The 14,233-nt window shown below is 66.3% G+C and carries 13 protein-coding genes and 1 pseudogene; 10 read left to right on the forward strand and 4 right to left on the reverse strand.

Annotation, left to right across the window (positions count from 1 at the left end; translation table 11 throughout):
• Nucleotides 1-86 precede the first annotated feature (86 nt).
• The gene (locus AB0M74_RS01400) at nucleotides 87-1,073 is read left to right on the forward strand and encodes a potassium channel protein (RefSeq protein WP_364900336.1); all 987 of its coding nucleotides are present in this window, start codon (nucleotides 87-89) and stop codon (nucleotides 1,071-1,073) included.
• Nucleotides 1,074-1,325: 252 nt separating this feature from the next.
• Here AB0M74_RS01400 and AB0M74_RS01405 read toward each other — a convergent pair whose 3' ends face one another.
• The 3 genes from AB0M74_RS01405 to sulP all read right to left on the reverse strand — a co-directional run bounded on the left by AB0M74_RS01405 (nucleotide 1,326) and on the right by sulP (nucleotide 4,647).
• Complete coding sequence (locus tag AB0M74_RS01405; RefSeq protein ID WP_364900337.1) at nucleotides 1,326-2,228, reverse strand: universal stress protein; 903 nt, start codon at nucleotides 2,226-2,228, stop codon at nucleotides 1,326-1,328.
• Between the two features lie 23 nt (nucleotides 2,229-2,251).
• Nucleotides 2,252-2,854: a hypothetical protein gene (locus tag AB0M74_RS01410; RefSeq protein ID WP_364900339.1), complete on the reverse strand. Its 603-nt coding sequence runs from the start codon at nucleotides 2,852-2,854 to the stop codon at nucleotides 2,252-2,254.
• 80 nt (nucleotides 2,855-2,934) lie between these two features.
• Nucleotides 2,935-4,647 (reverse strand): sulfate permease, encoded by a 1,713-nt coding sequence (sulP, locus tag AB0M74_RS01415; RefSeq protein WP_364900341.1) that lies wholly within the window; start codon nucleotides 4,645-4,647, stop codon nucleotides 2,935-2,937.
• Between the two features lie 616 nt (nucleotides 4,648-5,263).
• On the opposite strand from sulP, the gene AB0M74_RS01420 reads away from it, so the two are divergent.
• From AB0M74_RS01420 to AB0M74_RS01430, 3 genes and pseudogenes are all read left to right on the forward strand, one after another.
• Nucleotides 5,264-5,791 (forward strand): flavodoxin family protein, encoded by a 528-nt coding sequence (locus AB0M74_RS01420; protein WP_364900342.1) that lies wholly within the window; start codon nucleotides 5,264-5,266, stop codon nucleotides 5,789-5,791.
• A gap of 31 nt (nucleotides 5,792-5,822) precedes the next feature.
• Nucleotides 5,823-6,266, forward strand: a pseudogene (locus AB0M74_RS01425) (GyrI-like domain-containing protein); the annotation flags it as partial.
• A 27-nt stretch (nucleotides 6,267-6,293) separates the two neighbouring features.
• Nucleotides 6,294-6,686, forward strand: coding sequence for a DUF302 domain-containing protein (locus tag AB0M74_RS01430; protein WP_364901898.1), 393 nt, complete (start codon nucleotides 6,294-6,296; stop codon nucleotides 6,684-6,686).
• 153 nt (nucleotides 6,687-6,839) lie between these two features.
• Here AB0M74_RS01430 and AB0M74_RS01435 read toward each other — a convergent pair whose 3' ends face one another.
• On the reverse strand, nucleotides 6,840-7,829 hold the full coding sequence (locus AB0M74_RS01435) for an NAD(P)H nitroreductase (RefSeq protein ID WP_364900344.1): 990 nt from the start codon (nucleotides 7,827-7,829) through the stop codon (nucleotides 6,840-6,842).
• 483 nt (nucleotides 7,830-8,312) lie between these two features.
• Here AB0M74_RS01435 and AB0M74_RS01440 point away from each other — a divergent pair, with 483 nt between their 5' ends.
• The 6 genes from AB0M74_RS01440 to AB0M74_RS01465 all read left to right on the forward strand — a co-directional run bounded on the left by AB0M74_RS01440 (nucleotide 8,313) and on the right by AB0M74_RS01465 (nucleotide 14,231).
• Nucleotides 8,313-8,435 carry a hypothetical protein gene (locus tag AB0M74_RS01440; protein WP_364900346.1) on the forward strand — a complete coding sequence of 41 codons (123 nt, stop codon included), beginning with the start codon at nucleotides 8,313-8,315 and terminating at the stop codon, nucleotides 8,433-8,435.
• 209 nt (nucleotides 8,436-8,644) lie between these two features.
• Complete coding sequence (locus AB0M74_RS01445) at nucleotides 8,645-9,292, forward strand: response regulator transcription factor (RefSeq protein ID WP_364900348.1); 648 nt, start codon at nucleotides 8,645-8,647, stop codon at nucleotides 9,290-9,292.
• Between the two features lie 68 nt (nucleotides 9,293-9,360).
• Nucleotides 9,361-11,106 (forward strand): GAF domain-containing protein, encoded by a 1,746-nt coding sequence (locus AB0M74_RS01450; RefSeq protein ID WP_364900350.1) that lies wholly within the window; start codon nucleotides 9,361-9,363, stop codon nucleotides 11,104-11,106.
• A 224-nt stretch (nucleotides 11,107-11,330) separates the two neighbouring features.
• On the forward strand, nucleotides 11,331-12,308 hold the full coding sequence (locus tag AB0M74_RS01455; protein WP_364900352.1) for a PfkB family carbohydrate kinase: 978 nt from the start codon (nucleotides 11,331-11,333) through the stop codon (nucleotides 12,306-12,308).
• Nucleotides 12,309-12,640: 332 nt separating this feature from the next.
• Entirely contained in the window at nucleotides 12,641-13,168 is a 528-nt protein-coding gene (locus AB0M74_RS01460) for a hypothetical protein (protein WP_364900353.1), read from the forward strand.
• A gap of 199 nt (nucleotides 13,169-13,367) precedes the next feature.
• On the forward strand, nucleotides 13,368-14,231 hold the full coding sequence (locus tag AB0M74_RS01465) for a universal stress protein (protein ID WP_364900355.1): 864 nt from the start codon (nucleotides 13,368-13,370) through the stop codon (nucleotides 14,229-14,231).
• The last annotated feature ends 2 nt before the right edge of the window (nucleotides 14,232-14,233 follow it).

Here is a 14,233-nt window from a genome sequence, read left to right on the forward strand (position 1 = left end):
CGTCATTCAGCGGCGCAATCACCATATTTTGGGGCGGCGAGCCATTTCACCTGGGCGAGAGCCCCGGCCGATGCCACAATCGTCGAGTGAACCCCTTGCGTCGCCTCAGCCGTGTGGTGCTGGCGTTCGTGCTTGTGGCGCTGGCAGGCACCGTCGGCTATGTGATTCTGGGATTCGGGTTCCTCGACGCGCTTTATCAGACGGTGACGACGATAACGACGGTCGGTTTCCGGGAGGTCCATCCGCTCACCCCGATGGGCCAGGTGTTCACCATGGTGCTCATCCTGGTCGGCGCGGGCACCGTCTTCTATTTGTTCGGGGTCCTGCTGGAGGCCCTCATCGAAGGACATCTGCGGCACCATTTGGAGCGGAGAAGAATGAACCGCCGGATAGACCGGATGCGCGGGCATATCATCGTGTGCGGCTGGGGACGAGTGGGCCGCTCGACCGCGCAGTACCTCAACAGCCTCGGTAAGACGATCGTGGTCATCGATCGGGATCCACAACGATTGCAGGACATCGAGTTCGCGAACATCATCGGCGATGTCACCGACGACAGTGTTCTCGACGCGGCCGGCATCAAGCACGCCCACGCCTTGATCGCAGCACTGGACAATGACGCCGACAACGTATACGTGACGCTGTCGAGCAGATCACTGAGCGTAGATCTGGTGATCATCGCGCGGGCGCGGACCGAAGGCTCCAAATCCAAACTGCTTCGCGCCGGGGCGAATCGGGCGGTCAACCCCCAGCTGATCGGAGGTCGCCGGATGGCGGCATTCGCGTTGCAACCCAATGTGGCCGAGTTCCTCGACGTGGTCATGCACGAGGACACCCTCGAATACCGGATCGAGGAGATCGCGATCAGCGCCGAGTCACCCCTGGTCGGCCGCTCCTTGACCGACAGTGCCTTGCGCCGGACCACCGGCGCGCTGGTGCTGGCCCTTCGAACCTCGAACGGCCAGTTCATCGCGAACCCCACCGACGAAATCCAGCTCCACCTCGGCACTATCCTGATCGTCCTCGGCACCCCGACCCAGCTCGAGGCGGTACGCATCCACGCGGTGCCGTAGGCAAGTCGGTCCGAAGTCCCGGCATCGCCCCTGCGCAGCTCCCAGGTGAATCGACCACGCGTTGGGCGAACCCAGCGATCAGGATCGCGCCGATGTTCATCCGCAACGATGCCCGGTCGGGGACCAGCACGGTGAGATCCATCGCCGCCGCCCGTTCGATCGGATCGGTTACCGGCGTCACCATGAGCCCCCTTCACCAGCCACCCAGTATTGGCGTCGAGATCGACTGGCGTACAGGGCATTTCACGGACATCAGTGCGCGCGAACCACGATCATCGGCACCTCGGCCGCATGCAGCAGCGCATTGCTGGTGGAGCCGAGCAGCATGCTGTTGAATCCGCCGCGGCCGTGGCTGCCGACGATCAACAGCTGGGCGTTGTCCGATTCCTCGAGCAGCGAGTGCACGGGTCGGTCGGTGACCACGATTCGACGGACCTCGACATCCGGATAGCGTTCGCTCCAGCCCGCGAGACCTTCGGCGAGCAGCGCCTGTTCGGACTGCTGGGCAGTCTCCCAGCCCGTGATGGGCAGATCCAGTCCGCTCGTATCGCTCCAGGCGTGCAGAGCGACCAGGCCGACCTTACGGCGGGAGGCTTCTTCGAAGGCGAGTTCGATGGCGGGCACGCTGTTGTCGGTGCCGTCGACGCCGACCAGGACGGGGCGGCTCGCGGAGACCGGATCGACGGCCGAGATGTCGTGGATCACCGCGACCGGGCAGTGGGCGTGGCGGGTGACGGCGGTACTCACCGAGCCGAGCAGACCGCGCTGGAACGCGCCGATGCCGCGGCTGCCGACCACCAGCATGCGGACCTCCGCCGAACGCTCGATCAGCGTGGGGATGACTAATCCGGAGGTGATCTCGGTGGTAATGGTGAGATCCCCGCCGGGTGCGGCTGTACGGGCTACGCGGGTAGCTTCGGCGACGATGCGCTCCGCCTCTCGGCGCAGCCATTCGACGTCCGCCTCGGACAGCATCGGGCCCGGTCCCAAGCGGGTCTCGATCGCCATGGACGTGAGCAGGTGCAGCTTGCGGTGGTGCAATGTGGCGTCGACGGCAGCCCAGGCGACAGCCGCATAGGAACTCGTCGAACCGTCGACGGCCGCGAGGATCGGCGGGTCGAGTTGTGCTGTCCGGGAGGAGCGTTCGTCTGCCATGGTCTGCCCTTTCGATACCGATGTCATTGCCGGTCTTCGTTGATCGATCGCGTGAGCTGTCGCCATTGCCGGTCACATCGGACGCTACGGCGCCGGTCCAGCAGCCATGCGGTGCCTTGGACCAGACACCCTCCACAGAAACACACGCCGACGAGCAGGACGACGCCAACGCCGATCCCGGTCATCGGCGCCGCGGCGGGATCCCGCGGCCGACTGGTCGGCGCACCATCGGGGCCCAGCCATACCGCGATCCGATCGCCGGACCGGGCAAGGCGAGGGACCGATACGGTCGCGGCGCCGGACCGGCCGTTCGCCAGCCATTGCACCGCGGCCTGCACGTCGTGTTCCGACGTGCGTGCGGGCTGCTCGGTAACCACCGCCGTAACAACCGTTCTCGTTTCGCGCTCGGCGCGAATCCGGGCCGCGTCGGCGGTGTAGGCCGCGGTCCCGAGCGCCCCCGCGACCGGAACCGCGGTCAGCACCGCGGCTACCACGATGATCCGCACCGCCGCTTCTATCCGATCGGAGGCGCGCATCAGCGGATTCGTATTCCACGGCCGCAGCCACCAGATGTGGACCACTCGGACCCACCAGTCGCGTGGCGCGATCGTCGCGTTCTCCGACATCGCCAGTCACCTCTTCCGACGGCCGGGACACCATCGCTTAGAGCATCCCGCTTCGGCAGCGGCGCGGGCAGAGACCAAGGTCATTCGCAGGGTGGGCCGTCAGACCCTATATCTACCTCCTGCTGGTAGGCCGCGACCGCGGTCGGCAGGGTCGGATACAGGTGCCGTTCACCGATTCTCGCCGTCAGTCCGGAGGCGTCGAGGTCGTCGCGCAGATCCTGTTTGACCCGGGCGATCGCGAAGACGATGCCTTGCTCCGCCAGATCTGAGCGCAGCTGCTCGACCGCATCCAATGCAGTGAGGTCGACCTCCACGTTGGCCTCCGCGTTGAGCACGAACCACCGCACAGGCACTCCGCCCTCCTCGGCCCACGCGCACACCGCGCCAAGGGCCCTGCGACGGAAGTCCTCGGCGTTGGCGAAGCACAGGGGTGCGTCGTAGCGGTAGATCACCAATCCGGGAACGGGTTTCGCGTCCGGATAGTCGTCCACGTCGTGCATGCCCGCGAGCCCGGGGACGAAACCCAGGATGGCGTCGTGCGCGCGGGCGATCCGGCGCAGCAGATCGAAAATCGACAGCGCGATCGCCACCAATACGCCATAGAGCACACCGAGCGCGAGCACAGCCGCGACGGTGCCCAGCGCAAGCACCAGCTCACTGCGCCGGAATCGGGCGATGCGCCGGAACTCGGCCAGATCGATCAGGCGCAGCGCCGCGTAGATCACCAACGCGCCCAGCGCGGCCGTCGGGAAACCCGACAGGATGGCGCGCGCACCGAACAGCACCGCGACGATACCGGCCAGTGTGACGACGGAATACAGCTGGGTGCGCGCGCCCATGGCGTCCGCGATGCTGGTTCGGCTGCCGCTGCAGCTCACCGGCAGACCATGCATCAGACCGGAGGCGATATTCGTCGCGCCGAGCGCGGCGAGTTCGGTGTTCACCGCCACCTGTTCGCCGTGCTTGGCCGCGAAAGCCCTTGCCGTGAGGGCATTATCGGAGAATCCGACCACGGCGATGCCGACGGCGGGCAGGATCAGTCGCCCCACTTCCTCAGCGGGCACCCCGGACAGTCCCGGCACCGGGATCCCCGCCGGTATCGGCCCGACCACCCGAATGCCGTACCGCTGCAAGGAGAACAGCGCGACCACACCCGTCGCGACGAGCACAGCGAGCAGCGGTCCCGGCACTCGGGGAGCGCGCCGGGCCAGCACCAACAGTCCGATCAGTACCGCCGCGCCGAGCACGCTGGTCTCCCAATGCCACCGGTCCAGGTGTGCCGCGAAAGAACGCACTTGCGCCACCAGGGATTCGCCGTCGACCGGTACGCCGGTTACCCGCCCGAGTTGGCCGATGATCATGATGCCCGCGGTACCGGCAAGGTATCCGACGAGCACTGGTTTCGACAGCAGATCGGCGAGCACGCCGAGCCGGGCGATCGCCCCGATCAGGCACAATCCACCGACCAGCAGGGCGAGCACCGCCGCAAGCGCGGCGTATCGATCCGCGTCACCCACCGCGAGCGGCGCCAGCGTCACCGCCGTCATCAGCGCGGTCGTCGACTCCGGTCCCACCGACAACTGCCGCGAGGTGGACAGCAGCGTGTACACCGCCAACGGCCCGATCGTCGCCCATAGACCCACCACCGGCGGCAGCCCGGCAACGGTCGCGTACGCCATGACCTGCGGAACGAGATACGCGGCCACGGTGATGCCGGCGACCATGTCGGGCCGGAGCCAGGACCGCTGGTAGCCATAGAATTGCCGGAGCCCCGGAAGGGCACGAGCCAACACTGTTTCAGCATTGTCCACCGCGCAGCTGAACCCGACGGCCGAAAGTCACCGATCACGACCAACTGCCCCGGGGATCGGCGACATCAGACCCTGCCGTACACCCTTCGCACTCCGGCACAGCCGGGGCATGGCGACAAGACATTGCGCCGAATCGGCGGCCGCCGCGCCATACTGGCCATGCTGTCCGGCTTGGTGGCGATTTGGGCCGTCGCTGGAGCGCTCGGCCCGATCCCGTTCCACAGCTCGGTCTTCGCGAGTTCGATGCGCGCCCTCGTCGTCGGAGTGCCGATGATCGGCATCGCCGTGCTCGCGACCCGCGATGACGAACGGACACCGCAAGCCGCCTCCGTTCCGGGGCCGGCCCTCATCACCTGGATCATGGTGCAACTGGTGGTGTCCACGAGTTCAGCTGGCTGCAGCCGATCTGCGCGGCATTCGGCCGGGCCGTGTTGTTGCTCGGCGGCGCGCTGGTTCGTGGCGTCGCCCCCCGGCGGTGATCGCCGACGGTCGAAGGTCACTCCGGCTACGTAGGTTCGGCACTGTCTCGAGCCGCCGCCGGGTCGTAGCGTCTATTTTCACAGCATTTCCGCAGTTCAAAGCAAAGTAGGAGACTGAAATGCGGGCACGGGTCGTGTACGAATCGATGTTCGGCAACACCGCGGCCATCGCCGAGGCGATCGCCGACGGCTTGCGTGAGCATTCCGAGGTGGAGGTGCTCACCGTGGCGGCCGCCGCGGAGAAGCCTGAGCCGACGGTCGATCTGCTGGTGGTCGGAGGTCCGACGCACGCGTTCGGATTGAGCCGCGCGCGGACCCGTCGCGACGCCGCGACCCAGACCGACGCCCCCGTCGCGACCGACACCGGGATCCGGGAGTGGCTCGATGCGGCGCTGCCGGTGCCCGGAGGATCCAGGGCCGCGGCGTTCGGCACGAAGGCCGCCAAGCCGTCCTGGTTGCCGGGCTCGGCCGCGCGCGGCGCCGGCAGACGACTGCGGCGCTTGAACTATGAGCTCGCCGACGACCCCATGGACTTCTACGTCGAGGGCACCGCGGGTCCACTGGCGTCGGGGGAGCTGCCACGCGCGCGGGCGTGGGCCGAACACTTGGCGCACACCGAACTCGATCGCATCGCGCATCGGGTCTGAGACCGAGGATACAACGATGCACTATCGCGTCATGATCGATGAAGCGCGCCCTCAGACGGTGCTCGAACTTCGTCGCACAGTGCGCGCCGACCGTGCGGGCGACGATGTAGCCGCGGGCATGCAGGCACTCTACGAGCTGGCCGCTATCACTGGTCTGGCACCGGTCGGACCGCCGTCCACAACCTATCTGGGCTCCGGCTCCGGCTCCGGCTCCTCGACCGAGGTCGATTTCGGTCTGCCGGTAACTGCGGGATCCCTCGGCGATAACGGCGACCAGGTCACGGTGCGTGGCACCGAACCGGGTCGCTACGCCCATGTCACCCATCGCGGCGAGTATCAGCACATCGTCGACGCGTACCGGGCGCTGGAAAACTGGTTGCGTACCTCGTCGTTCCAACCGGTGGGGCCGTCGACCGAGGTGTACCTGGTTGCCCCCGACGAGGTGGTCGACCCACACGATCTGCTGACCGAGATCCGCATCCCGATCGCCCCGGTCGAACTCATCGCGCGGGTGCCCACCCTGTTCGCCGACACCGTCGCCACAGTGCGGGAGGCATTGGCCGAACAGGGTTTCGGTGTGCTGACCGAAATCGACGTACGCGCAACGCTGCACGCGAAGCTCGGCATCGAGATGGAGGACTACCTAATCCTCGGTGCCTGCAACCCGGCCCTCGCCCACCGGGCGCTCGAGCTGCACCGCCAGATCGGTCTACTCCTCCCTTGTAACGTGGTGGTCCGCACCGAGAACGATGCCACGGTCGTCGAAGCCGTCGACCCTGATCTCCTGGTGAGTCACACCCACCAGCCCGCCTTACAGCCGATCGCCCAGGAAGCCCGCGCCGGTCTGGCCGCTGCCCTCGAGACGGTCGTAAAACGCTCCCCCGCAACGGTTTAGCCGCCGATCGGCCAAGCGACTCGGATCCAGTCGGCTCGGGCCTGTTTCGTAGCTCGACATGGGCTCGAACGGGCTTCGGAGAAGTGGCTTCGGCCGCCGGCCGGTCGGAATTCGGTCGGCGGCCGAACCGGCGTGTGGACGCTAGGCACCCCGTCAGCGCCGGCACACCGCCTCGTATGGATCCAGTACGCCGTCCACTGCTCGACGAGCCGTCGCCGGCAGTCGCGCGGCGCTGGTCGGCGCCCAGCCGATGCGCAGCACCGCCTGCGGGTAGGCGGCAGAGCCGAGGACGCCGATGCGCACCTTGCGGCGCAGCTCCGGAATCTCGAACGGTTCGGTGAGCAGGCAGGTGGCAAGGCCGACATTGGTGGCGGTAAGCAGTACCGCGCTGATCGCCTCGCCCGCGCGCAGCTGTGCGAGTCGATCGTCGGCTGATGTGCCGATCACCAGCAACTCGGCGAAATCGGGTTCCTGGGCGCCGTCTGTCAGCTGAGGTGCGGCGGACGCGCGAGCAGGCAGTTCGTCACCGGGGCGAACGCTCGGGATGTTCCGGGCAGTCACACCGTCCGCCGTGCTACGTCGACCGGTCCAGTTCGCCGACTGGAACTGATACTCCGGGTCGGCGGCATACCGGTCGGCAGCGGTCTCTATCACAGTCACCAATACTTCACGTAGTCGATCGGCGGCATGCTGCACGATCGCACCCTGGGCGGCGGCCCGCTCGGTGAGCAGCCCCAGGTATCCGGGTGAGATCGGCCCTGAGCTGTAGTGTCTGCGGTCGGTCCGACGTGTCGAAATCGCCGCGCTCAGTGCCACATCCAGCTGTGTCTGCCGATGACGCACCGGTTCGATGGCGGCCAGGTGGTTCGGATCCACCGGATTCGGCAGCCGATGCACCACCGCGGACCACCCCAGTGCTGCTAGCGCGACGCGCAGATGATGTAGCGCCGCACCACAACTCAGGACGAGATCGCGCTGATCCGGATCAGTCGACGGCAGGGCGCGCGCCGGGTCGAGATAGAGGTGGATGGAACGATCACCGATCCGCCACCTCCACGGCTGAATGTTGTGCACCGACGGCGCCCGCACCGCGAGTCCCAGCGCTGTCTTGACAGTGTTGTCGTCGGGCAGTCCGTGGTCCATGTCGCCCTCCTTCGGCTTGTTTCGCACCACATTCCCACTGGCGCATCGCCGACGGTAAGAGCAGGACGGCCCCTTCCCGGTGGACTTCGGCCGCCTATCGACGACCGCCGAATTCCGAGGTCGCAAGGGAGGACTCGGCCGATCAACGACCTTCGGCCATCACCGGATAGCGGGTCGTCGCGCGAATCTGGGAGCCCAAAACCTGCGAAAGGATTCGATCAGACGGGTGTCGGCGTGGTCTTCGCCGACCTCCTTGATAAGGACGCCGCAGCCGCGACTGGCTACGCGAGCGATCCTGCGCACGGAGCTCGAACTCGATCACCGTATGGCGCTGAACGTGCACCTCGGCGTCGCACACCTGAGCGATCCTCTCGGTGGTCCGAGCGAACCAGTGCTCGTCATGCGCCGGATGGACGCGGGCCGCAGGCTCTGCCGTTCTCGCCACCCTGGCTGCCAGCCGACCGAGCTGTCGACGCTGGCCACGTGCTGGCTGCCCTCCACGCGAACGCCGGCGCGGTCCGCTATCTCGGGACGCAGGGTGCACTGCTCAACCGATGGCACGCGCTGTATGGTGCGCTGCGCGACCAACCCGCCGAACTCGGATAGCACACCCCGATCAGGTGGCGGCGATGCGGTATATCGCCGATGCGTGCCGGCTCTGGCAGATCGGCGGAGAATGGGACACCTCAGCCGCGCAGCAGGACCGGCCGACGAATCAAGGGACTTTGGTCCTCCAGCTAGGGTCCAACTCCGATACGCCGAGCCTGAACCACTCCGTACGCTGAGTCAGATCCGTGACGGAGAGGCGTAAATCCATGATCAAGGTGTTCTTGGTCGATGACCATGAAATCGTCCGCCGCGGTGTCGGAGACCTGATCGAACTCGAATCCGATCTCGAGGTGATCGGCGAGGCGGGCACCTTCTCTCAAGCGCTCGCCCGGATCCCGGCGCTGCGCCCCGATGTCATCGTGTTGGACGTCCGACTGCCCGACGGCAACGGCATCGAACTTTGCCGCGAGCTGCTCTCTGCGAATCCGAAACTGCGCTGCCTGATCCTGACCTCGTTCACCGATGAGCAGGCCATGCTCAACGCGATTCTCGCCGGCGCGAGCGGCTATGTGGTCAAGGACATCAAGGGCCTCGAGCTGATCGATGCGATCCGCGAGGTCGGCGCGGGTAAATCGCTGCTCGACAACCGGGCGGCGGCCGCGCTGATGGCCAAACTCCGGTCCGAGGCCGAGGCGAAAACTGGACCACTGGCCAGCCTCACCGATCAGGAACGCACCTTGCTGTCGTTGCTCGGTGAGGGCCTGACCAACCGGCAGATCGCCAGTCGCATGTTCCTGGCCGAGAAGACCGTCAAGAACTATGTCTCGCGGCTGTTGACCAAACTCGGCGTCGAGCGCCGCACACAGGCCGCCGTATTGGTATCGAAGCTGAACCAGCCGGAGCCGGACGAATAAGCGACCCCCGGTCGCTTCTACTCGGCGGATATCTCGGTCGGCGGTCCTGGCGTGGAAGAATGTTGGGCATGGAGCGCAAGTCGCCCGGAGCGAGACAGCAGGGGCGCCCGCCGGTGACAGAAACCCTGGCCCAGCTGCGGCTGCGTGAATTGCTGATCGAGGTCCAGGACCGCATCGCGCAGATCGTCGACGCGCGCGACCGGATGGACCGGCTGATGGAAGCCATGCTGGTGGTCACCGCCGGTCTGGACCTCGACAACACGCTGCGCACCATCGTGCACAGCGCCATCGAATTGGTTGACGCGGAATACGGCGCGCTCGGTGTCCGCGAGACCGACCCGACCAGCAACCAACTCGCCGAATTCGTCTACGAGGGCATCGATGACCGCACCCGCGTCATGATCGGCGACCTGCCGCGCGGTCACGGCGTCCTCGGTCTGCTCATCGAACAGCCGAAACCCATTCGGCTGGCCAATCTTTCGGATCACCCCTCTTCGGTCGGCTTTCCGGAGCACCATCCGCCGATGCACACCTTCCTCGGCGTTCCGGTACAGGTCCGCGACGAGGTGTTCGGCAACCTCTACCTCACCGAGAAAGCGGGTGGACTGGAGTTCACCGAAGACGACGAGGTGGTGGTGCAGGCGCTCGCCGCGGCCGCGGGCATCGCCATCGAGAACGCCCGGCTCTACGGGCAGTCCCGGATCCGCCAGCAATGGCTGGAGGCGACCCGGGATGTAGCCTCCGAACTACTGGCGGGCGGCGAACCGAGCGAGGTGCTCGAACTGGTCGTCGAACGGGCACTGACGCTGACCGAGTCGGCATGCACCTTCATCGCCTTGCCCCTCGATCCCGATATCCCGACCGACGAGGTGACCGAACTGGTGGTGCTCGCAGCGGCGGGCATCGACGCCGAAACGCTGCCCGGGCGTCAGATCCCACTGGACCAATCGCATTCCGGCGACGCGTTCCGGCACGGCCGCACCATCGCCGTCGACATGTTGGTCCACCATCCGCTGTTCGAGTCGGCCGCCAAATTCGGTCCGGCACTGATCCTTCCGCTGCGGGCCGGGAATTCGGTCATCGGAGTGCTCACCGCCATGCGGCCCGCCGACGCTGCGCAGTTGGACGCCGCGGCGCAGGCGATGATGGCCGCGATCGCCGACCTGGCAGCGCTGGCCCTGCAACTGGCCGATACCCAACAGCGGATGCGGGAACTCGATGTGCTCTCCGACCGCGACCGGATCGCGCGAGGTCTGCACGATCACGTCATCCAGCGACTATTCGCGGTCGGCCTATCGCTGCAGGGCACGATGCAGCGAGCCAGGGCCCCCGAGATCAAGTCCCGACTCGGCGAGACCATCGACGACGTCCAGGCGATCGTGCAGGACATCCGGCATTCGATCTTCGACCTGCAGAGCAACACCACGGCGGATTCGTCCAAGTACCGCAAACACCTGCACGGCATCGTCGTCGACATGACCGCCGACAGCGGGTTGCGCACCACCGTCCGACTCGCCGGTCCGGTAACAGTGCTCGCGCCACCGCTGTCCGATGACGTCGAGGCGGTCCTGCGCGAGGCCGTCAGTAATGTGGTGCGCCATGCGCACGCGACCACCGTGTCGATCGAGCTTCGGGTACGCGACGATGTCACCATCGAAGTGACCGATGACGGCATCGGAGTGCCCGATGACATCGCCCGGCGCAGTGGGTTGGCAAATCTCGCGGCGCGAGCCGAACAGGCCGGTGGCAGCTTCAGCATCGAGAACCGCCCCGAAGGCGGTACGGTACTGCGCTGGTCTGCCCCACTGTCCTAGCGCGACCTTGCTCCTCCAGAGCATCCGCTGGACCGGCCACGACATCCTCTGCTTCGCATCGAATTCGACCAATGGCCTCGCATGCGGGTCCTTTCGGCACTGTAGTGGGTCTGCGGCATTCGAGGACGCTGATTCGAACAGCCCCGTATCAGGAGAGTTCGATGCTCGATACCGCGTTCTGCGCACTCCCGCACATCAGATCCTGCTCAGAGAAGGATTGAGCTATGTCCCGCATCGAACGAGTCCACGTGTCGACGATATTGACGGTCACGCTTAACCCGACCGTGGACATATCCCTCGAGGTGCCGCGGCTGATCAGTGGTGGCAAGAACCGCGCCCGGTTGTGCTCGGTCCAAGGGGGTGGCGGCGGTATCAACGTCGCGCGTTGCATCAACAGGCTCGGTGGTTCGGTTACCGCAGTGCACACCTCCGGCGGTGAGGTCGGCCGACGGCTCGACCATCTGCTGGACGAGGAGGGTATGGACCATCGCCGGATCGAAATCGGGTCCGATACCCGCGAAGCGATCATTGTCGCCGAGGAATGGACAGGGCACAGTTACCACATCGTGCCGCCGGGTCCCGAACTCACCGAGATCGAAGAAATTCGATGTGTGGAAGAAATCGTCGTTGCGGCACAACACTGCTCCTATGCCGTGATCACCGGCGGCGCCACGCCCGGACTCCGCGACGATTTTTGTGCCGAGGTCGCCCACCATATCCGCCCTTACGGCACCCCGATCATCCTCGACATCACCGGAATGCAGCTGCGGAAAATACTGGAAGAGCCCGTATTCCTGATTCGGCTCGACCGACGCGAAGCCGCCGACCTCATCGGCAGGCCCATCGATGCCTTCAACGATGCGCGCACAGCCAACGACTGTCTACTCGACCTCGGGGCAACCGAATACGCGGTCACCACGGTCGGTGGACTCGGTGCCGTGTGCTCCGACCAGAACACGCACTACGAGATATCCGCGCCGCCGCTACCGAGGCCGCCTCGCAGTGATGCCTGCGCGGGCGACAGTTTGGTCGCCGCTGTGACCTATCAGCTGGTCCAAGGCAGCAGTTGCGTTCACGCCTGCGAGTACGGGGTGGCCGCCGCCGCGGCCACCGTCATGCTGCCCGGTAGTGCAGTGTTCGAGCGCGCAACCGTCGACGCCCTCCTCCCCGAGGTACGCACCAGTCCAACCAGCCGACTTTGACTCTCGATCGGCGATCGACCGTACCTCCGCACGAGAGCTCGACGGATGTGCAGATTTGATTTCGCCGAGTCGCCGTCGCTCTCGGCTACACACCAACCACCAGCAATGTGCGCTGACGGAGTAGGCGCAGCGAGGCACCGGATGCCGACCAGCATCGATTCAGCATTGCCCATCAGTCGCGGGGCAGCGGCCCGAATCGGAGTCGACTACTGGCGAGGGTTTCTCGGCAATGGGGCGAAGGTCCCACGGCAAGTGTCGGTTCGGCTCTATGCCTCCCGTCCGGCCCCCATAGCGTCAAAATCCCCACAGTGCACAGCACAGAGGAGAAAACGATGCGTGCACTCGTTGTCTACGAGTCGATGTTCGGCAACACCTCGGCGGTCGCAGAGTTTATAGCGCAAGGGCTGCGCGAGCACGCCGACGTAGAAGTGGTGAACGTGGCCGCCGCAGCCGAGTGTCCCGCTCCGACAGTGAACTTGCTCGTGGTCGGCGGACCCACCCACACGTTCGGGCTCAGCCGCCCGCAGACTCGCAGCGACGCCGCCAGACACACCGACGCGCCCATCGCGACCGACATCGGCGTCCGGGAATGGCTCGACGCAGCACTACCGGTCCCGCCGGGTCACCGCGCCGCGGCATTCGGCACCAAGATGGCCAAACCTTCGTGGCTGCCGGGATCGGCCGCACGCGGCATCGGAAAACGGCTGCGGCGCTTGGGCTATTCCCTCGCAGACCAGCCCATGGACTTCCTGGTCGAACACACGACCGGCCCGCTCACTGCGGGTGAGCTCGAACGCGCGCGCGTATGGGCTGCCCGGATCGCCTACACCGAACTCGACCGCATCATGCACCACACGTGACCCGTCGGACAACAGCCGAACCTCCTCGGGAGCGACCGGGTCGCCGCGGACAATGGACTGCTCGCCGGTGCGGCGGCGTGGTCGGTGGCCGTGGCGAATTGCGTGGCCTGCTTCTCGACGCCGCCAGCAAAGTCCGTGTCCACCAAGCTCATTGCCCGGCCATGGTCACCCACGAGGCACTGGAAGAAAGTGAAATCACATGTCCACCAGCAACAATTCCGCTGTCCTCGTCGGTGTCGACAGCTCCTCGACCACGCTCGCCGCCGTACGCTGGGCCGCCGCCCACGCAGCCCACCGGCGCGCACCGCTGCACATCATCCACGCGATCGGTGCCCCGATGGACTTCGGGCCAGGCATCGGCGTCCCGCAATTCGACTACGACGACTACCGTCAGGAGGGACGGGCGGTGCTCGACGCCGCGCGCAAGAACGCTGAGGCGGCAACCGCCCCCCTCGGCGAACTCGACATCACCACCGATCTGGCAGAGGCGCCGCCGATCCCAGTTCTGCGGGACCGGTCCAAGTCCGCCCGCCTGCTCGTCGTGGGCACCCACGGGCTCGGCGCCTTCAGCCGGACGGTTCTCGGATCGGTGAGTACCGCGCTGGCTCGGCACGCCGCATGCCCGGTCGCGGTGATCCCGGAAGCGGCCGTCCGCCCGAATGGCCCGGTGGTGGTCGGCGTCGACGGCTCGCAGTGCAGCGTCCGCGCTGTCGAGATCGCCTTCGAGGAGGCCGCGCACCGTGGCGCAGAGCTGGTCGCGGTGCATACCTGGTCGGAGTTCTTCCGCTACATTTCGCGCGCCGAAATGCAGGACGAGGCAGAGGAATTGCTTTCCGAGAACCTGGCCGGCTACGGCGAAAGGTATCCGGAGGTGCTGGTACGGCGGATCGTGGTCGAAGACCGCTCCGCCGCGCGACTGCTCGAGGAGGGCGAGAACGCTCAACTGATCGTCGTTGGCAGCCACGGGCGTGGCGGTTTCGCCGGAATGACCCTCGGTTCGGTCAGCCAGGCGGTGCTGCACGGGGCGAAAGTGCCGGTGATCATCGCCAGGTCAGTGAGCTGATC

Origin of the sequence: Nocardia sp. NPDC051463 (assembly GCF_040681975.1) — a bacterium.
In the GTDB taxonomy this organism is placed as follows: domain Bacteria; phylum Actinomycetota; class Actinomycetes; order Mycobacteriales; family Mycobacteriaceae; genus Nocardia.